Below are 20,376 nucleotides of genomic sequence, written 5' to 3'. Positions count from 1 at the left end.
TAAACAAGGTCTTCGGCTGATGCTTCACCGATACACGTCAGACTGAGAGCCAAGCCGGTCATACTGCTACAAGTGTCGCCGCCAACGAGATCCACCTGATGACGCTCGCAGGCCAAACGCAGACCTTCATATATTTCCTCGACATTTTCCACAGAGAATCGACGTCCCAAGGCCATTGACACTACGAGCTGTCGGGGCGTTCCGTTCATGGCATACACATCGGAGAAATTCACCTGCGCGGCTTTGTAACCAAGATGCTTCAGCGGTGTGTAAACAAGGTCGAAGTGGATGCCCTCCATAAGCATATCGCTCGTCACAAGCACTTGTTTGTCGGGATAAGAAAGCACAGCGCAATCATCGCCTACGCCTTTAATGGTCGAAGCATTTTTGTTCTCGAACTTATCCGTCAGATGATGAATCAGCCCAAACTCTCCCAGTTCTGAAATCTGTGTCATGATGATATATAAAAGATAAAAAACCCCTTCCGAAGTAGGCCTACGATGGGCCACACAGGAAGGGGATTTATAATGTTAGAAATAATAGCCCAGACCAACACGAACGCCGGCTGTACTGTTATCGCCAAAGTGGCTCAAACTCATCTTGTAATAAACAGCTGGTTCAATGGTGAGGTAGTGATTGAGGAAGAACGTATAGCCCACCTCTGCTGGAATGTAAAGGTCGGTGCTTCCTTTGGTATGATGCGCCAATTCGGCACCGGCTCCAAGGTAGAGACCATTCTGCGTAATGTTATAGCGAAGACCTGCACCAACGAAGATATCATCAACGGCTTTCGTGTGCTGATAACCTGCATTGGCATGAACCATCCAGCGGTCGGCAATATAATAACCTGCATCCAACTGAAGTCCGAAGCGGAAACGATCGGCCTTACTATAAGAAAAACCTAAGTTGGACAGAGAGGCATTCACGTACTTAGTACCCTCACGGAACTGTGCATTCGCGCTAACAGCAACGAAAAGCACGAAGAGGAAAGAAATAATCTTTTTCATGTAATTTCTATTTTAATAAACGCGAAGATACAGTTTTTTCGGAGAAAAAGGGGATTGATGAGAGAAAAAAGGGGAACATACCTATTCTCCGAGCAATATAACGCTGTCCGTTTCCTTCTCTTAGGGAGAAAGGAAGACCTACGAAAAGAATATAATACACCTCTAATTTTGTCAATAATTCACACATTCTACACCCCTGAGAGTCGCGCGAAATCCAACTTCGACAAATTGTTTGAAAATATTGCAAGGAGAAACGTTTGGCTTCCTTATGGGAGTGCATCAGTTGGACAACGAAAGCTGAGATTTTGCCAATAAGTCCTACTCCTCTCTATACTCTCCATCCGTTTCTGACAAGGAAAATCAGAAATACGATAAGAAACTGCGCAGATTTCCTTATTGTATCAGCCAGCACAATAAGGATGTCGGCCAACACGTCTATAGTATTGGCCGAGGCAATAAGGAAAACGATGAAAAGGTAAGCACTTGCCTTTCTATTTCAGCAAGAGAGAATGTAAAAGAAAAGGACGGTTAATAGCTCTTATAAGATGCTGCTCAAACAAACCCAAAGCGCACGCAGTTCAAAACTTCCCCATCGTTCGCCGGAGGTTGATTTCCACGCAGGGATGCACTTTGCCCGCTTGCTGCATCATATCGACGCCGAGCGGCCCTCGATAGTCCTCACCGAGGATTGGGGGAAGATGCTGCTGCAGGCTTCGGCGCACGGCGGCAAGTACATCGGGCGAAACGCGCAAGAGTTCGGGCGAAAGATTGGACAGATATTGCCCCGAAGGAGTGGTCTGGAAAACATTGAGACCTTCGTAGTGGAGTTGCCCATCTCGGTAAGAAAATTCCATCGCAAAATCTTGTTCATGCGCATAAAAAGGCTCTACTTCAACGCCACCTTGCTCGCGCAAAATCCGATGGACGCGCCCTTGCTGGGCTTCGGTGAGCAGGCCATTAACTCTAAACACGCCGCGCCCACTACAGCTCCACGGCGATTTCAGTACCACTTCTCCCCAACTTTGCAACGCGCACTCCACAGCTTCAAAGGAGGTGCAAAACTGCGCTTTACCGAAACTTTCTGCCACATCGGTGCGAAGTAAGGGCAAGAGCGTAACAACAGTTTGCCGCGAACTGAGTTGACGAATCCGCTGTATTTGTTCTTCCGAAGGCAATAGGCGTTCGGGGGCACCTGCTCGCACCAACTGATGACAAAGTAAAGGGTCCCAGCCCCAAGGCTGAATCTCCGTGATAGCTTCCCAATCCACGGTATCGCCAGGAGTCCAGCAAACATCATCTTCTTTAGCCCATGGAAACCGCTGTCCCGCAAAGCGTTCAGCCTGCAAGCGCGCGGCTTTCGAAGGATAATAATAAGGTGAATTAGAAGCCAAAGCTTCGTCGTGAGAAGGATTAAAAATGAGGAGTTTCATAGAGAAAGGCAAGCATAATTAGGGTGTTTTCCAACGCAAAAAGTAGCAGTCAGAAAAGACAATATAAGGAGGAAAAAACAAGTATACACAACACCGCAGAAACGTCTATGCGAGCAACGAAAATCTCCGTATTGCCACACCATAGATAGCGAAACGACATCAATAAAATTAGGAAAATCTTTTACAGACTCTTTCATTTTGTAAAATGAATGCGAAAAAGTCTTGCAAAGATAGCACTTTTCAGAAAAAAGTCTTATCTTTGCGGGGAAACATTTATTCAAATTAAGGGGGCTCAATAGAGACCTATTTTATACTATTATGTTATTCAGCAAAGAGACTTACGTTCAGCGCCGCCAGGAACTTCGGAAGCTCGTGGGCGACGGCATCATTCTGCTCTTTGGCAATAATGATGCACCGATGAACTATCCTTCTAACGCCTATAAGTATAGGCAGGATAGCGCGTTCCTCTACTATTTCGCACAGCACCGCGAAGGACTGGTTGGCGTCATGGATGCCGACACGGACTACGAGGTTCTTTGCGGCAACGAGATTGACATCGACGACATTGTGTGGTACGGTAGCGTACAGTCGGTGGGCGACTTGGCGCAGGAAGCAGGTGTTCCCAATCATGCTCCTATGAGCCGTGTGGCCGACATCGTAGACGAAGCCGTCAAACAAGGACGTAAGGTTCATTTCCTCCCGCCCTATCGCTACGACACGCAGATTCAAATCATGGATCTGCTGCATATCCATCCGTCACAACAGCGTGCGGCTGCCTCTCTGCCTCTCATCCAGGCGGTTGTTAAACAACGCAGCAAGAAGACGGCAGAAGAAATCGAAGAGCTCGAACGCGCTGCTGTCATTGGTTATAAAATGCACACAACGGCGATGCGTCTCTGCAAGCCGGGCGTGACGGAGCAATTCATCGGAGGCACTATCGACGGTATCGCTATGGCCTACGGTTCTGTCCCTTCGTTCCAGAGCATCGTCACTATGCACGGGGAAATCATGCACGGCAATCCGTCGCCGCGCGCCCTTGAGGCCGGTCGCCTTATGCTTTGCGACGCGGGCGCAGAGACTAACGAGCACTACTGTTCGGACAATACACGCACCACGCCCATTAGTGGCCGCTTCACGCAGAAGCAAAAAGATATTTACCAGATTGTGGTGGACTGCCACGACTTAGCTCTCGATGTGGCCAAGCCTGGTGTTCGCTGGTGGGATGTACACTTCGATGTGTGCCGACTCATGACGAACCGACTGAAAGAGTTAGGCCTAATGAAGGGCGACACTGAAGCCGCTCTCCGTGCAGGAGCTCACGCGCTGTTCTTGCCCCACGGACTGGGCCACATGATGGGCATGGACGTTCACGATATGGAGGGACTGGGCCAGACCTACGTTGGTTTCGACGACGAAACCCGTCCAAATCTCGACCAATTCGGCACTAACTGTCTGCGCATGGGACGCCGCCTCGAAGAAGGCTTTGTTGTCACCGACGAGCCGGGAATCTATTTCATCCCAGACCTCATCGACCTGTGGCGCTCTCAGCACACATACGATGATTTCATCAACTTCGACAAGGTTGAGGAGTACAAAGACTTCGGCGGAATACGCATCGAAGACGATGTCTTAGTCACCGCTGATGGTTGCCGCTTCTTAGGCAAGGATCGCATACCTTACCACGTGGACGAAGTGGAGGAATTCCTCGCTAACAGAGACTAAAATTCCACTTATTCTCTCCCATCATGGGACACCCCAATGATGCCGCCTAACCAGTGCGGCATCATCAACATGCACATACAATTAAAATTTATCTTTATATGAACAAAAATCTCCTCCTTGCAGCTGTAATGATGCTGCTCCCAGGAACAATGGTCGCTCAAGAAAAGCCAGCAGCGGCCAAGAATGACACGGTACAGTTTACCGTAGTGAAAGCCAACCCCATTACCTCAATCAAGGACCAGAATCAGTCGGGTACTTGCTGGGATTATAGTTCTCTCGGGTTCTTCGAGGCTGAACTTCTCCGTCTCGGTAAGGGCACATACGATTTGTGCGAGAGCTTTGTGGCTTACCATACTTATATGGACCGCGCCGAGAAGGCCATCCGTATGCACGGCGATGTAAGTTTCAGCCAGGGTGGTTCTTTCTACGACGTTCTCTACTGTATGCGTCACTATGGTATTGTTCCTCAAGAAGCAATGCCTTTCCCTGGTAGTCTCTACGGAGATAGCCTCTTCAACTTCAACACGCTCGACGCACAGGCCAGTGCTTACGTTAAGTCCATTGCAAATAGCCAAATGAAGAAGATTCCTCTCACGTGGAAATCTACGCTGAGCAATATCTATGCAAATTATTTCGGTGAACTCCCCAAGACCTTTACTTACAAAGGCAAAAGCTACACACCGGAAAGCTTCCAGAAGAGCCTCGGACTTAACCTCGACGACTACGTAAGTTTGACAAGTTTCACGCACCATCCTTTCTACAGCAAATTCGTTATTGAAGTGCAGGACAACTGGCGCTGGGCAGAGAGTTACAACTTACCTCTGGACGAGTTTATGACTGTGATGGAAAGCGCTGTCCGCAATGGCTACACCTTTGCATGGGGTGCTGACGTCAGCGAAAAGGGCTTCAGCCGCAACGGTATTGCAACAGTTCCGGCAAAGTCTTATAAGAACGACTTGACGGGTTCTGATGCTGCTCGCTGGATGGGTACAAACGGCAAGCAGATGAAAGAAGCTGACAGCAAGGACGAACTGACTATCACACAGCAACTTCGCCAGACTGCTTACGACAATTGGGAAACAACGGACGACCACGGTATGGTTATCTACGGTCTTGCTAAGGATCCCCAAGGTAAGGAATATTTCATGGTGAAGAATAGTTGGGGCGAATACGGTCGCTACAAAGGTATCTTCTACGCAAGCAAACCTTACGTTGCCTACAAGACGATGAACATTCTCATCAACAAAAACGCTATCCCCAAGGATATCCGCAAGAAGCTCGGTATCTAATCTGCCGACACATATATAAGTATATAAGACCACCTCTTTAGGGGTGGTCTTTTTTGTTGGACTGACGAAAAACGAAATTGGGCTGATGGCTGAAAAAAGCAGACAATAAGCCAACAGAATAAAGATGTATACGGATTCGAGAACTTTTGCGAGCAGCAATTAAACTTTTTCCGTAACTTCGCTACATCAAATGTCAAACAAAATAATAACAAATAGAAAAGGCATACTATGATTGATTCCCTTCTGAAGTTTCTCGATGCATCGCCCGTAAACTTTCTGGCGGTGAAGAATATTGCGGCCGAACTCGATAAGGCTGGCTATCGTCATCTCAACCCTGCCGAAGCTCTGGGCAGTGTAAAAGCTGGAGATCGCTTCTATGTCACCAAAAACGACTCTTCCATCTACGCTTTCCAAATAGGCGCGCGCCCACTGGCAGAAGCTGGCTTCCGCTTGCTTTGTGCCCATTGCGACTCGCCCACGTTCCGCATCAAACCCAATGCTGAAATGACCTGCGAAGGAGGTATCGTAAAACTCAATACAGAGGTCTACGGCGGCCCTATCATGTCTACATGGTTCGATCGTCCGCTGACGCTTGCAGGTCGCGTAATCCTGCGCGGCAGCGATGCCTTACATCCGCGAACGATGCTCATTCACATTCAGCGCCCCTTGCTGCAAATCAGCAACTTGGCCATTCACTTCAACCGACAAGTGAACGACGGCGTGAAACTCTCTCGGCAAAAGGATGTGCTTCCCCTACTCGGCATCATCAGCAACGAACTGGAACGCGGAAATCTCCTTATGAATGTCATCGTGGAGGAACTGAACAAGCAAGAGCACGTGGACCGCAGCGACATCCTCGACTTTGATCTCTACTTGGCCGATACTACTCCTGCGTGCACCTTCGGAGTTCACAACGAGTTTATCTCTTCTGGTCGTCTGGACGACCTTTCTATGTGCTACGCCGGACTAACGGCACTACTTCACACGCCTGCCACCGACACAACGCAAGTTTTGGCCATCTTCGACAATGAAGAAACAGGCTCACAGACCAAGCAAGGTGCAGGAAGTCCGTTCTTGGCATCGATGCTGAAGCGCATCTGCTTTGCGCAGAGTGGCTCGGAGGAAGCATTCTATCAAGCCATCGAACAAGCATTTATGATTTCGGCCGACAACGCCCATGGTTGGCATCCCAATTACAACGAGAAGTACGACCCAACAAATCACCCACAGTTGGGCGGAGGTCCAGTCATCAAGTTCAACGCAGCCCAGAAATACGCCAGCGATGCCGTCACAGCGGCCGTCTTTGCCCGCATTTGCGAGGAAGCAGGCGTACCTTGCCAGCGTTTTGTGAATCATAGCGATGTGGCAGGCGGTAGCACTTTGGGCAACATCTTAGCCTCTTCGCTCCCTCTCCGTGGTGTCGACATGGGCAATGCAGTTTTGGCCATGCACAGTTGTCGCGAAACGGGCAGTGTGGCAGATCACGAATACTGCGTCAAAGCCTTCGAACGCTTCTTCGAGATGTAGCCACAAGCTAAATAGAAACACCTGCGGCGAGTACAGATATTTCCTCCTTGAGAGCCTTCATAGCTCTCAACGAAAAAGATATCTGTACCCGCCGCAAACCATTGTATGATGATTGCAAGGAGAAAGAAAACCGACCATGGTTTCCTTTCACAGGAGCGATTACTTCACGATGCGATAATAGTTTTCTTTGCGCGGTTTTGCTGGACGCGGTTCTCCATCGGCATAGCCCAAAGAGAGCGCACCTACTCCGATGAGTCCGTCGGGCAAACCGAAACGACGCATCAGAGCCTTGCCCTCATCGGTAGAAAACATCTGCAATTCGCGATTTATCCAGCACGAACCCAAACCCACCGCATACGCAGCCAGCATCATATTGCCCAAAACGAGAGAGGCATCCTGCACCGCGTTGGGCCATTGCTCTGGATTAGAAGCAAAGACCAGCACGAGTGTCGGAGCATCGTAGTAAGGATTCCCCTTTGTGCCCATCACTTCAGCATTCATCCGAATGAGTTGTGCCTTTATCTCCTCATTCTGCACAGCCACTATCCAGGGGTCTTGCAGGCCCTTGCCCGTGGCTGCATAAGTGCCCGCCTCGAGCACAGCCGTGAGCTCGGCATCGGTGATTTGTTCTGCTTTATACTTCCTTACGCTGCGGCGCTCCTTGAGCGCTTTCAACACTTGATTTTCCATATCCGAAAAATTAAAAGACTGATATATTCTTTGGTTTACAAGCACAAAGTTACGCTTTTCCTCCGTTTGTCCCGCGCTCTGAAGTGGAAAGAAAGTTACAGGAAGCACACAACAGAAGAGGAAAACAATGTATTTTTGCGCAAAACGCACAAAATGGAGAAGCAACGCTGCCCATGGGGCAAAGTCTTAGAGAAAGATTTCTACCAACGCTATCACGATGAAGAATGGGGACTGGCGGTTCACGACGACCGTAAGCACTACGAATATTTAGTGCTGGAATGTATGTCGTGCGGACTGAGCTGGGAATTAGTACTCTGCAAACGCGAAATCCTGCGCAGCTGCTTTGCGCAGTTTGATGCCGCTCGAGTAGCCACTTTCACAGAGGTTGATGTGGAGCGCATCATCCAAACGGAGGGCATGATACGCTCACGGTGCAAGGTGAGAGCCATGATCTCTAACGCACAAGCCTTTCTGAAAATTCAGCAGGAGTTCGGCAGCTTCGACCATTATATATGGTCGTTCACAAAAGGTAAAACTTTTGTTTATCCTTCTCATGCTCATACGCCCGTTACGCGCAACGCCCTCTCCGACCTTGTGGCCAAAGACTTGAAGCAACGCGGTTTCAAATTTGTTGGAACAGTGATCATCTATTCTCACCTTCAAGCCATCGGCATCATCAACGACCATCTGCCCATGTGCTTCCGCTTTGCTGAAGTGTGCCAACACACCGAAATAGAGGTACAGAATCAATAAAAACTACTCTTTTTACCCTCCAAAAAGAGTAAGTAAATATGTTTTATAACATATTAATATAAAAAAACGCATCTTTTTTTGTTTTGTTGCAAAAGCGTACGTATGTTTGCAACAGGCAAAGTGACAAAAGGAAACCTTCCTTTGCCATATAAGCCTCATTAAGCCCCTTAAAGGTGAAACTAACACAGTTTTTAACCCAAACTACTTACATTATGGAAAACGAAGTTGTAGCAAAGAGAACAATAGGCGAGCGCCTTTTTGCACTGGCACAAGACTTCGGCAAACTACTGAAGACGAAGAAATTCTGGTGGGAACTGTTCATCATGACGGCCGGAATGTTCGTTGCGTCCATTGCCGTTTATTTCTTTCTCATTCCGAGCAAACTGATTGTGGGTTCCATCACAGGACTCTCGCTGGTGATTGGCAAATTATTTCCCATCCTCTCGGTCGGTAACATTATCTTTGTGATCAACGCCATACTCTTGGTGCTTTCCTTCCTACTCATTGGCAATGAGTTTGGAGCAAAGACGGTCTATACAGCCCTCATTCTGGGCCCCTTCATAGATTTGCTCTCCTGGCTCTTCCCGATGCAAGAATCTCTCTTCTCCACAACGATTGCCGGAACAGGGCAAGTCATCGCCGATCCATGGTTTGACCTCCTTTGCTTTGTGCTCATCTTGAGTGCCTCCCAAGCCATCCTCTTCAGCATCAATGCCTCAACGGGCGGGTTGGACATTTTGGCAAAAATTGTCAACAAATACATGCACATCAATCTCGGCACAGCGGTCAGTATTGCGGGAGGTGCCATCTGCTGCACAGCATTCCTCATCAACGATGTGGGACTGGTCATTATAGGCCTCTTGGGAACGTGGCTCAACGGCATCATCGTGACCTACTTCATGGGAGAGATGAGTTCCAAAATTCGCGTTTACATCATCACGGATGAATACGAGAAAATCATCAATTTCGTCACAGGCTACATTCATCGTGGTGTGACACTGCAAAGAGTGATCGGGGGCTACAGCAAAAAAGAAAAGATGGAACTCAAAATCATCCTCGATCAAGATGATTATGCGCGGTTGATCGACTTTATGGCCAAAGAAAACATTCAATCTTTCATGGCGGCCGACAAGGTGAGTGCCATCATGGGACTTTGGAACGACAAACGTGCTCAAGCTATGAGCAGAAAGCAGGCTTGCAAAGAAAAATGCCACTGATTCAACAACAGGAATAAACAAACAAGTGTGGCCACAGCTTAAACTTGTCACACAGCAGAAAGAATAAAACAGCTTCCAGAAATAGGGGACTACTGCGTTATCTTAGTTTGGGGCAATCCCCCTCCCTTCTCTAATATCTCAATTACACAAATGCGAACCACCTTCACTATCCTAACATTGCTCCTCGCCTCTTCGCTCTTCGCGCAAGAGGAGAAGCCCATCAGCATGCGCCTCGAAGCCCGCGGCGACTATAAGCGAGAATACGTTGATGGGCAGTACCAAAAAGACTTCTCAGGTTTCAAGGGCGAAATGCTTGATGTGTACCTGCAAGGCAGTATTGGTCAAAAATTTTCTTATAAATACAGACAGCGCCTCAACGGTATCAATCGCGACTACAACTTTTTTGATGCTACAGACTGGCTTTATATGGCGTATTCGCCCAGCGAACGCCTCACGTTGATGGCTGGAAAATGGGTGGTACTAACAGGTTGTTGGGAATTTGATCCTGCTCCAATAGATGTGTATCAGCTCGGGGAGTTCTGCTACCACTTCCCCTGTTACAACTGGGGCGTCAACGCGATAGTTTCCACCAAAAAAGGCAACGACAAGTTCATTGCACAGGTGTGCGAAAGCCCATTCCGCCGACAATACAAGCAAAAGAATGGAGAAGCGGGCGAGATGTATGCCTTCAACCTCGTATGGTATGGCAATCATGGTTTCTACCACAGTTCATCGTCTCTGAACCTAATGGCTTACGCCCCCGGTCGATACATCACCTATCTTTGTTTGGGCAATCGCTTCAATATCGGGCGCCACATCGAATGGGACATCGACTTCATGAACCGCGCTGCATCGGGTCAACCAGTATTCTTCCGCGACTGTTCCATTATGAGCCGCTTCGCCTATCGCTTTTCGCCGATGATCAGTGCCTTTGCCAAAGCCAGCTACGATGTGAATCGCACGCACACCGATAAGGATCTCGGACTGAGCCAAGGTACAGAAATCACGCGCGTAGGTGCTGGTGTGGAATTTTTCCCACTCAAGGACGACCGCGTCCGCCTACACGCCAACTACAGTTATGCTTTCGGACACAACACCACGCCCCATGCCGTGGTACGTCCCAAACAATCGTATTTTGATATTGGACTAACGTGGAGAATGAAAATACTTTAAACACTGATGAGATGAGTGTGAAAATTTTTCGTGTATGAAAAGTTTTCTCGTAGAACTTCTTCGACGATTGACCACTGTGAAGCCCTCAATCCTCGGAGAAGTTTTTCTCTGCTTGCCGAATAGATGAGAGTTTTTCTGAAAGCCACACGTAAAGCAGAACTGGAGATGGAAAAATGCAAACAAACAGGCTGCTCATCGGAAGTAATATCAGCCTTCTCTAAATCAGACTTTACAAAAAACACATCAACGAGAAATTATTCTTATTTTTTTCACTTTCAATTCTTCAGATAACCTGCATTCGAAATAACTTTGCAGACAGAATATTCAGGTTATAAGAAATTTCTGATTTATGGAGAAACAAGTGTTTCAAACAGATTCTCGTTCACGGTGGAATCGGTTTAAATGGTCGTTTAGAGTACTGCTTACCCTTGTGGCTATCCTGGTGCTGATATTTGTTACCATGTTTATTTTTGAAGATTCTCCACATCTTCTTTTCCATCATGATTATCGCAGCGTGGTGGCAGCAGACAAACCGCTCTTCAAAAGTAATTCCACAGCTACAGAATACAAATCTTTCCGCGACTACATCACTGATGCCAAGATGCACTCCAATGATGCACGCATCAATTCCCGCCGTCAGCGCTTTGTGGGACATGGAGATTCATTGACGTCTAAATACATGGCGGAATGGACTCGCCCAGAAATCGGAATTCGAGCAGCTTGGTATGTAAACTGGGATAAACGTGCCTTCTCTTCTCTCAAAAAGAATCTGCCTCATCTTAATCTCATCATGCCTGAATGGTTCTTTCTAAATCCAAAGACCAATCGCCTTGAGACGCAGATTGATACTCGTGCGTTAGCACAAATGCGCAGAACTGGAATTCCAATTATGCCAATGCTGACCAACAACTATGGAGAGAAATTCCGCTCGGATGCCATCATGAAAATCATGCAGACGTCCAAGCAGCGTACAGCCCTTATCAACCAGCTCACTAACATCTGCAAGAAGAACAAGTTTGCCGGTATCAACATCGACTTGGAAGACTTACAGATAACAGACAACACGATTCTTACCAACTTTGTCCGTGAGCTCTCTACAACCTTTCATGCCAACGGCCTGTATGTCACGCAAGATGTAGCACCATTCAATGAAGACTATGACATAGTGAATCTTGCGAAATACAATGATTACATTTTCTTAATGGCCTACGACGAACACAATTCAGGAAGTGATGCAGGCCCTATAAGTAGTCAGCGGTGGATAGAAAAAGCCACAGACTGGGCCGCGCGCAATATTCCCAATGACAAACTTGTTCTTGGTCTGGCCGCGTACGGCTATGATTGGACACCACAGGATGGAGGACAAACAGTATCCTTCAATCAAGCCATATCAACAGCACTGGATGCCGAAACTCGTGTACACTTCGACAATGACACTTACAACCTCGATTTTTCGTACGTTGATAATGAAAATAATGTGCTTCATCGAGTATTCCTGACTGATGCCGCCACCATCTTCAACACGATGCGCTTCGGTACAGAATACGGTCTTGGAGGCTTTGGACTATGGCGTCTGGGAACAGAGGATGACCGTGTGTGGAACTTCTACGGCAAGAATCTCTCCCGTTCAGCCATTGCCAAAACCAATGTGGCCGCCATCATGCAACCCACAGGTAAGGACGATGTCAACTTCGTAGGAGAAGGCGAAGTGCTAAGTGTGGAAACTGAACCACAAGCTGGAAAAGTGGCCATCAGCATGGACAAAAATGCACAACTCATTGCAGAAGAACACTATCTGAAACTCCCATCAAACTATAAAGTAAACAAACTCGGACATGCAAGAGATAAAGAGCTGGTATTGACCTTCGATGATGGCCCGGACAGCCGTTGGACTCCCAGCGTACTCAAAACACTCAAGCAATATCACGTGCCAGGAGCATTCTTTATGGTAGGTCTCCAAATGGAAAAGAACCTGCCGTTGGTGAAGCAAGTGTATGAAAATGGTAACACCATAGGCAATCACACCTTCACCCATCATAACATGGTGGAGAATTCGACACGCAGAACTTACATCGAGCTCAAACTGACTCGTATGCTCATCGAAAGCGTGACGGGGCATAGTACGGTTCTCTTCCGTGCGCCTTACAATGCAGATGCCGACCCAACCGATCACGATGAAATAGAACCCATGATTCTTGCCAGCCGACGTAACTATCTATTCGTGGGCGAATCCATCGACCCCAACGACTGGGAAGAAGGAGTCACTGCAGAACAAATCTATCAGCGTGTTATCAATGGTGTTCATCGAGAGGATGGGCATATCATCCTACTCCACGATGCGGGAGGGACAACACGCAAACCCACCATCACAGCATTACCTCGCATCATCAGCCAACTACAGAAAGAAGGCTACCACTTCATCTCGCTCGAACAATACTTAGGTATGCCGCGTCAAGAGCTGATGCCGCCCATCCCGAAAGGAAAGGCCTATTATGCCATGCAAGCTAACCTTTCTTTAGCCGAACTTATCTATTCCTGTGGCGACTTTCTCACCGCGCTCTTCATTGTGTTTCTAGTGTTGGGGTTCTTACGTCTCGTCTTTATGTACATACTCATGTTGCGCGAGAAACGCAGTGAGCGACGGCGCTCCTACCCAGAACTGTCCACAGCCAATGCTCCACGTGTAAGCATCATTGTCCCGGCTTACAATGAAGAAGTCAATATTCTCCGGACCATCAGTAACCTCTTGGAACAGGACTATCCTGTTTTCGACATCATCTTTGTGGATGATGGTAGCAAAGACAATACATTAAAGAACGTTCAGGAAAAGTTTAGTGATACGCCAGCTGTTCACATCCTCACACATCCTAACGGAGGAAAAGCATCAGCACTGAATTTTGGCATCTCGCATACCGATGCAGATTACGTAGTCTGTATTGATGCCGACACTCAGTTGCGCAAAGATGCCATTAGCAAACTCATACGCCACTTCCTCAGTGATCATTCTCACCGCATTGGAGCCGTTGCCGGCAATGTGAAGGTGGGAAACGTCCGCAATATGCTCACCTATTGGCAGAACATAGAATACACCACCAGCCAAAACTTCGACCGCATGGCATATTCTAACATCAATGCCATCACAGTGGTTCCTGGTGCCATCGGAGCTTTCCGCCGAGAAGCTCTCCTTCATGCCGGAGGCTTCACCACCGACACGCTGGCTGAAGATTGCGATCTGACAATGCGCATCATTGAGAAAGGCTACGTCATAGAGAACGAAAATGATGCAGTGGCACTGACAGAAGCGCCGGAACGCCTCAACCAATTTGTCAAACAGCGAGTGCGTTGGAGTTTCGGAGTGATGCAAACATTCTGGAAACATCGCAAAGCTCTTTTCAATAGTAAATACAAAGGCTTCGGATTATGGGCCATGCCCAATATGTTGATATTCCAATACATCATACCCACCTTTTCGCCCATTGCCGACCTGCTGATGTTGGCCGGACTCTTCACGGGCAATGCGGCTCAGATTGCGTTTTATTATTTGATATTCCTACTTGTCGATGCCAGTGTCAGCATCGTTGCTTTCTGCTTTGAAGGAGAAAACCTCTGGCAGCTACTTTGGATCATTCCTCAGCGATTCTTCTACCGCTGGATTATGTATTGGGTTCTCTTCAAGAGTTATCTCCGCGCCATTAAGGGAGAGTTGCAATCCTGGGGAGTACTCAAGAGAACCGGACATGTGGGCAACAGATAAAGACGGGATAAAGACGAGTATGCAAGGATTGGAAAAAATAAAAAATATTGTATTTTTGTATTCCATACTTGTAATACAATTTTACTATGACTCAACAAGGAACAAATGAAGCCTTCAAGGTTGTCCACCAATCTTTCGACACACGCGAAGCCATCGACGAGGCCAAACGATGCCTCCACTGCAAAGTGCCACTGTGTCGAAAAGGCTGCCCGATAAACAATAACATACCGGAGTTTATCCACCAACTCTCGAAAGGGAACATCGGCGACGCCATGGCCATCATCAACGAAACGTCGGACCTTCCCGCCATCTGCGGCCGCGTTTGTCCACACGAGAAACAATGCCAAGGCAGTTGCATACTCAATAAGAAAGGAAACCCCATACAGATTGGGCGACTCGAATCCTTTATTGCCGATTTCGACACAAAGATGCAGTTCAACCGCGAACGCATCGTGCAGAAAAGTCGCGGTAAGATAGCCGTGATCGGTTCAGGCCCCGCCGGTCTGACGGTGGCGGGCAATCTGGCGCGCAAAGGCTTCTCTGTGACCATATATGAAGGACAGAAAGATTTAGGAGGCGTACTGATGTTCGGCATCCCCGAGTATCGTTTGCCCAAAACTGTTGTGAGAGCGGAGATAGAAAAGATAGAGGAGCTGGGCGTAAACTTCATTACCAACACCATGGTGGGAGAAAACGGTCTGACTGTTGATTCGCTCTTCACGCAAGGTTTCGACGCCATCTTCATGGGAACAGGTACGTCCGTCCCTATCGACATGAACGATGTGAAAGGTGCGCGCTTGCGCGGAGTGAATCAAGCCACCTATCTGCTCCATCAAGTGAACGCTTTCAACGAGGGAGCTATCAGCGCGCGCAACGTACCTGTTAAAGCAGGAGAGCGCGTGGGCGTTATCGGGGGAGGAAATGTGGCTATGGACGCTGCCCGCACTGCCATCCGCCTTGGAGCTGACGTCACGATTATCTACCGCCGTACCGATGCCGAGATGCCTGCCATTCGAGCCGAGTACGAAGAGGCTTTGAAAGAGGGAGTGAAATTTTGGTGGAAGTCCACCGCCACAGAGTTTATCGAAGGACGCCGCGGCCGCCTGGGAAGCGTGCGCATCCACAGCGAAGAAGGCGACCGCATTGAACCGTTCGACCGCATCTTCTTAGCCATTGGTTCGCGCCCCTCGAGCCGAATTGTGGCAACCACCGACGGCATCGAAACAGATGAGAAGGGCTATGTCAAAATTGTAGAACGCCCCTACGGTATGACCACTCGCCGCGGTGTTTTCGCAGGAGGTGACGTCGTGCATCGCCCACAAACCGTAGTGCTGGCAATGAAAGCCGCACAGGAAGTGGCTTTAGGTATCGAAGAATACGTGAACGCCGTTAAGTTGCTCGAAGAAATCGAACAAGGAAGCAAATAAAAATTCCGCTCCAGACCTCCTCTCCATCAAGAGAAAGAGTGGAGCGAAAAGTCAAGATACACCAAGCTAACAATATAAACAGGAGGATAAAAAATGGAAACGAATAACACCACGATGGACACCTTCCTCTTGGAAATACCCAAGGCTGATAGTTCACTATTAAAGTCACTCGTTAAACGAATGGGCTGGAAAGTGAAGGCTACAACAAAGCCTACGCCTTACGAACAAGCACTTGACGAGAAAGAGCACGGATGCGTCAATGAGTATGATTCCCCTGAAGAACTGTTCTCCAAAATGGGAATCTAATGGCATACCGACTCTTTACCACACATCAGTTTGAGAAAGACCTCAAACGATGCAAGAAACGGGGCTACCAATGGAGAAACTGAAAGAGATTATCAGAGAGTTGGTGGCAAGCAGAAGAGTGCCCGGTAAGTTCAAACCTCACTTGCTCCACGGTAATAGAAACGGTCAATGGGAATGTCATATACAACCCGACTGGCTACTTATCTGGGAACAGAACGATAAAGAACTTACCCTTCTCATGCTGAACACAGGAACACACGCCGATTTGTTCGGCAAAACTAAAAGATAACGCCAAGTGCATACCCACTTGGCGTTTTTTATGCCTTTCTTTTCCATGATTTATAGACATCTGCAAATAGGTATGTCGCTTCTGTCGGAAATTCCAAAGACTGCACAAATGCTTCTCTCTTTTCCAACAAGTACGAGGAGCGTTAAAGGAGCAAAGAAAAAGCCTTTATTGATTGTTCCCTCTGAGTTTTATCATCGAGAAATAGAAAAAGGGCATATCAGAATTATGATATACCCTTGCTTTTTTATCCGTTTCTCCAACAAGCCTCTACTTGGTTAAAGCTCCGCATAGGGCGGCTTGTCCGAGTTCTTAAGAGCTTAACTCTTCAGTGCGCGCATAGCGTTGAGCACAGCCAAGACCATGACGCCTACATCGGCGAAGACGGCCATCCACATTGTGGCAATGCCGAAAGCAGCAAGGAAAAGCACCAGCACTTTCACACCTATAGCAAACCACGCGTTTTGCATCGCGATGCCCACAGTGCGGCGCGCAAGCGCGATAGCCAGTGCCACCTTGGAAGGTTTATCGTCCATGATAACAACATCGGCGGCTTCGATGGCAGCATCTGAACCCAGACCGCCCATAGCCATGCCCACATCGGCACGTGCCAGCACCGGTGCGTCATTCATACCGTCGCCCACAAAAATCAAGCTCTGTCCGTCGGCTTTCGCTTTCAGCAACGCTTCCACTCTTTCCACTTTTTCAGCAGGCAGGAGTTCCGTATGAACTTCATCAAGACCGAGCTGCTTCGCCACATCCTCGCCCACTTCCCGACGGTCACCCGTCAGCATCACCGTACGGCGCACACCAGCAGCTTTGAGAGCTGCAACAGCTTCGCGAGCATCACTCTTCATTTCATCGGAGATAACAATATGCCCAAAGTATTCGCCGTCGACTGCCACATGAACAATCGTCCCGACCAATTCGCAGGGGTGGAAACGAACATTGAGTTGCTCCATCATCTTCGTATTGCCCACACAAACCTTCTTACCATTGACAACGGCACGCACGCCCTGTCCGCTCACTTCTTCCACTTGCTCCACAGTGCAACCGTCCTGCTCGTGACTATAAGCCTCGCGCAGCGAAACTGCAATAGGATGCGTTGAGAAACGCTCCACATGAGCGGCAAGATGCAGGAGTTGTTCTTCATCACACTGCTCGGGATGAATCGCCGTCACCTTAAACACTCCGCGCGTCAGCGTGCCCGTTTTGTCAAACACCACGGTATCAACTTTAGAAAGGGCATCCATGTAGTTAGAACCTTTGATAAGAATACCTCGACGGGAAGCACCGCCGATGCCGCCAAAGAATGTGAGCGGGATAGAGATGACGAGGGCGCAGGGACAGGACACCACAAGGAACGTCAAAGCGCGATTGAGCCACACGGGGAATGCCGTGGCGAAATTCTCTGCAAAAAGCGGTGGCAGTAAAGCCAGCGCGATGGCTACATAAACCACGATGGGCGTATAGACTTTTGCGAAGCGCGCTATGAAGGTTTCGCTCTTCGATTTGTGCTCACCAGCATTCTCCACAAGGTCGATAATCTTCGACGCCGTGGATTCGCCAAAAGTTTTCTCAACGCGCACTTTCAACACGCCCGTCAGATTAACAGAACCAGAGATGATACTGTCACCGGGATGAGCCATACGGGGGACGCTCTCCCCTGTCAGCGCAACGGTGTCAAGAGTAGTCTCCCCTTCCAGTATGCAACCATCCATGGGTACTCGCTCACCAGGGCGCACCTCTATGATTTCGCCCACGCTGACGCTTGTCGGCTCAACGGTTTGCACTTCTCCCTCGCGCTCCACATGAGCCACATCGGGACGAATATTCATCAGTTCAGCAATCGACTTACGACTCCTATCTTCAGCATAATGTTCGAAGAGTTCGCCCACCTGAAAGAAAAGCATCACAAAGACCGCCTCGGGAAACTCTGTGGCAGCTCCTGGCAAGAAACCAATGAAAAGTGCACCGAGAGTAGCGATGCTCATGAGTAGGTCCTCATTGAACGGTTCGCGCTCCATGATGCCCTCGAGCGCTTCTCCCAGCACATCGTAGCCTGCAACGAGGTAAGGCACGAGAAAAATTAGCAACTGCTGCCACACGGGCAGTTCGAGATTATGGACAATAAGAACGGCCACCACTAACAGCAAGGCCGCAACGATGATCCTAAAAAGTTTGTTGTGTGAATGCATAAGACGCTACCTTTTATTTGTTCTGCTTGCAAAGGTAGGGATAAGGTTTTGCAACTCGGTTGCAAAGTTGCTGAGTAGCTCCCGCTACTTCATCTCTCGAAAAGCCCACCTCACCAGCGGAACGGCCAAAAGAAACGCCAACACATCGCTAACGGCTTGGCAACACTCCACGCCCGTCAGCCCAAAGTAGTGGGGCAAAAGGATAATGAGCGGAACGAAAAACAATCCCTGACGTGCCGCCGCCAAGATATTGGCACGAATGGTTTTCCGACAAGTCTGCATCAACATATTCGAGACTGTGAGCACCGCTATGAGGGGGTAAGAAATAATTTGATAGTGGAGCGCAGCAGTACCCACGGCTATCACCTCCGGGTCGTTGCGGAACAGCGCGATGGCTTCCTTACTAAAGAAAAAGAGAAATACAGCCCAAAACACGAGAAAGACCGTACCCACTTTCAAACAGAAAGAATACCCTTCTTTGATACGTTCATACAGTTTTGCACCAAAGCAGAAGCCACATAGCGGTTGGAAACCTTGACCCAACCCCACCACAACGCTATAAACGAACATCGATATGCGATTGACGATGCTCATGGCGGCAATGGCTGCATCACCATAGCCGCCCGCCGCAACATTAAGGGCAATGGAAGCTACGGCTGCCAAGCCTTGTCGCGAGATAGAGGGGGTGCCGCCTGCCAAGATTTCTTTGATGTAGACGAGGGAGAAACTGATACGCTTTGCGGAGTAGCGGATGATATTAGGGTTCATGCGCGTCATCCGCAGCATCACGATAAATCCGAAGATATAGCCCACCACCGTTGCGAGGGCTGCACCGCTCACGCCCATACGCAGGCCGAAGATGAAAATAGGGTCGAGCACGCAGTTGAGTATCGCGCCGCTCACCATGCCATACATAGAATAGCGTGCATACCCCTGAAAGCGCATTTGATTGTTGATGCAAAATGAGCCCATCAAGAAAGGCACGCCGAGAAGGGAGATACCGAGATATTTCTCCGTGTAAGGTAAAATCGTGGGCGTACTACCCAGCATTTTAGAAATAGGAGTCAAGAAAACAAGACCGAGGACGGCCAACAAAGTGCCGCTGCAAAGGGCATAGAAAAAGGCTGTTGATGCCATACGTTCTGCTTTGTGGCGATCGCGCGCCCCCAACTGACGTGCGATGTAATTGCCCGAGCCGTTTCCAAAAAAGAAACTAAAAGCTTGCACCACAAACATAAGGGAAAAGACCACACCGACAGCTGCCGTCGATTGTGTATCGATCTGCCCCACAAAGAAAGTGTCGACAATGTTGTAGACGTTCGTTATCAGCATCGATATGATAGTAGGCACAGCCAGTGTCCATATCACATGGTGTATAGGCCCTTTCGTCAGAAAGGCGTAATTATCTGTTACTTTCATCGCCTGCAAAGTTACAAAAAAACACAACGAAACGCCGGAGAAATACTTCATCCTCTCTCCTCCGCTTCCTTATTGCCTGCATTGAGTAGTTCACCACTTCATTTGCCTTTTCCAGTTGTACCCTCTCCTTATTTGGCTCGAAATCCATAACTTTGCTATTCAGAAAGGCTTTGACGGT

The 20,376-nt window shown here is 48.5% G+C and carries 15 protein-coding genes and 1 pseudogene; 10 read left to right on the top strand and 6 right to left on the bottom strand.

Annotated features, from left to right (window positions below; translation table 11 throughout):
- The 3 genes from ABLA33_RS01780 to ABLA33_RS01770 form a co-directional block, all read right to left on the bottom strand.
- On the bottom strand, positions 1–455 hold a 455-nt coding region (locus ABLA33_RS01780; protein ID WP_347719008.1), incomplete at its 3' end, for a thiamine-phosphate kinase.
- A gap of 75 nt (positions 456–530) precedes the next feature.
- Positions 531–1,007: an outer membrane beta-barrel protein gene (locus tag ABLA33_RS01775; protein WP_347719007.1), complete on the bottom strand. Its 477-nt coding sequence runs from the start codon at positions 1,005–1,007 to the stop codon at positions 531–533.
- Between the two features lie 578 nt (positions 1,008–1,585).
- Positions 1,586–2,437 carry a hypothetical protein gene (locus ABLA33_RS01770; protein ID WP_347719006.1) on the bottom strand — a complete coding sequence of 284 codons (852 nt, stop codon included), beginning with the start codon at positions 2,435–2,437 and terminating at the stop codon, positions 1,586–1,588.
- Positions 2,438–2,755: 318 nt separating this feature from the next.
- Between ABLA33_RS01770 and ABLA33_RS01765 the strand changes: the two genes are divergently transcribed.
- From ABLA33_RS01765 to ABLA33_RS01755, 3 genes are all read left to right on the top strand, one after another.
- On the top strand, positions 2,756–4,159 hold the full coding sequence (locus tag ABLA33_RS01765) for an aminopeptidase P family protein (RefSeq protein ID WP_347719005.1): 1,404 nt from the start codon (positions 2,756–2,758) through the stop codon (positions 4,157–4,159).
- Between the two features lie 98 nt (positions 4,160–4,257).
- Positions 4,258–5,448: a C1 family peptidase gene (locus ABLA33_RS01760; protein WP_347719004.1), complete on the top strand. Its 1,191-nt coding sequence runs from the start codon at positions 4,258–4,260 to the stop codon at positions 5,446–5,448.
- A gap of 228 nt (positions 5,449–5,676) precedes the next feature.
- Entirely contained in the window at positions 5,677–6,975 is a 1,299-nt protein-coding gene (locus ABLA33_RS01755) for a M18 family aminopeptidase (RefSeq protein ID WP_347719003.1), read from the top strand.
- Positions 6,976–7,134: 159 nt separating this feature from the next.
- On the opposite strand, the gene ABLA33_RS01750 is transcribed toward ABLA33_RS01755, so the two are convergent.
- Positions 7,135–7,665, bottom strand: coding sequence for a nitroreductase (locus tag ABLA33_RS01750; protein ID WP_347719002.1), 531 nt, complete (start codon positions 7,663–7,665; stop codon positions 7,135–7,137).
- 153 nt (positions 7,666–7,818) lie between these two features.
- Between ABLA33_RS01750 and ABLA33_RS01745 the strand changes: the two genes are divergently transcribed.
- From ABLA33_RS01745 to ABLA33_RS01715, 7 genes and pseudogenes are all read left to right on the top strand, one after another.
- Positions 7,819–8,418 carry a DNA-3-methyladenine glycosylase I gene (locus tag ABLA33_RS01745; RefSeq protein WP_347719001.1) on the top strand — a complete coding sequence of 200 codons (600 nt, stop codon included), beginning with the start codon at positions 7,819–7,821 and terminating at the stop codon, positions 8,416–8,418.
- 212 nt (positions 8,419–8,630) lie between these two features.
- Positions 8,631–9,635: a YitT family protein gene (locus ABLA33_RS01740; protein ID WP_311489567.1), complete on the top strand. Its 1,005-nt coding sequence runs from the start codon at positions 8,631–8,633 to the stop codon at positions 9,633–9,635.
- A gap of 150 nt (positions 9,636–9,785) precedes the next feature.
- The gene (locus tag ABLA33_RS01735; RefSeq protein ID WP_347719000.1) at positions 9,786–10,808 is read left to right on the top strand and encodes a porin; all 1,023 of its coding nucleotides are present in this window, start codon (positions 9,786–9,788) and stop codon (positions 10,806–10,808) included.
- Positions 10,809–11,157: 349 nt separating this feature from the next.
- Entirely contained in the window at positions 11,158–14,562 is a 3,405-nt protein-coding gene (locus tag ABLA33_RS01730) for a glycosyltransferase (RefSeq protein ID WP_347718999.1), read from the top strand.
- A gap of 86 nt (positions 14,563–14,648) precedes the next feature.
- Positions 14,649–15,989: an NAD(P)-dependent oxidoreductase gene (locus ABLA33_RS01725; protein ID WP_311489564.1), complete on the top strand. Its 1,341-nt coding sequence runs from the start codon at positions 14,649–14,651 to the stop codon at positions 15,987–15,989.
- A gap of 93 nt (positions 15,990–16,082) precedes the next feature.
- Positions 16,083–16,295: a hypothetical protein gene (locus ABLA33_RS01720; RefSeq protein WP_311489563.1), complete on the top strand. Its 213-nt coding sequence runs from the start codon at positions 16,083–16,085 to the stop codon at positions 16,293–16,295.
- Positions 16,295–16,584 (top strand): annotated as a pseudogene (locus tag ABLA33_RS01715) (type II toxin-antitoxin system YafQ family toxin). The gene ABLA33_RS01720 and the pseudogene ABLA33_RS01715 overlap by 1 nt, the downstream one beginning before the upstream one ends.
- A 317-nt stretch (positions 16,585–16,901) precedes the next feature.
- Here the strand turns inward: ABLA33_RS01715 and ABLA33_RS01710 are convergent.
- Together ABLA33_RS01710 and ABLA33_RS01705 are read right to left on the bottom strand one after the other, a co-directional pair.
- Positions 16,902–18,779 carry a heavy metal translocating P-type ATPase gene (locus ABLA33_RS01710; protein ID WP_311489562.1) on the bottom strand — a complete coding sequence of 626 codons (1,878 nt, stop codon included), beginning with the start codon at positions 18,777–18,779 and terminating at the stop codon, positions 16,902–16,904.
- Between the two features lie 84 nt (positions 18,780–18,863).
- Entirely contained in the window at positions 18,864–20,198 is a 1,335-nt protein-coding gene (locus tag ABLA33_RS01705; protein WP_311489561.1) for an MATE family efflux transporter, read from the bottom strand.
- Between the last annotated feature and the right edge of the window lie 178 nt (positions 20,199–20,376).

This window comes from uncultured Alloprevotella sp., assembly GCF_963536905.1.
Classification (GTDB): domain Bacteria; phylum Bacteroidota; class Bacteroidia; order Bacteroidales; family Bacteroidaceae; genus Alloprevotella.
This window is presented reverse-complemented; position numbering and strand designations above follow the sequence as displayed.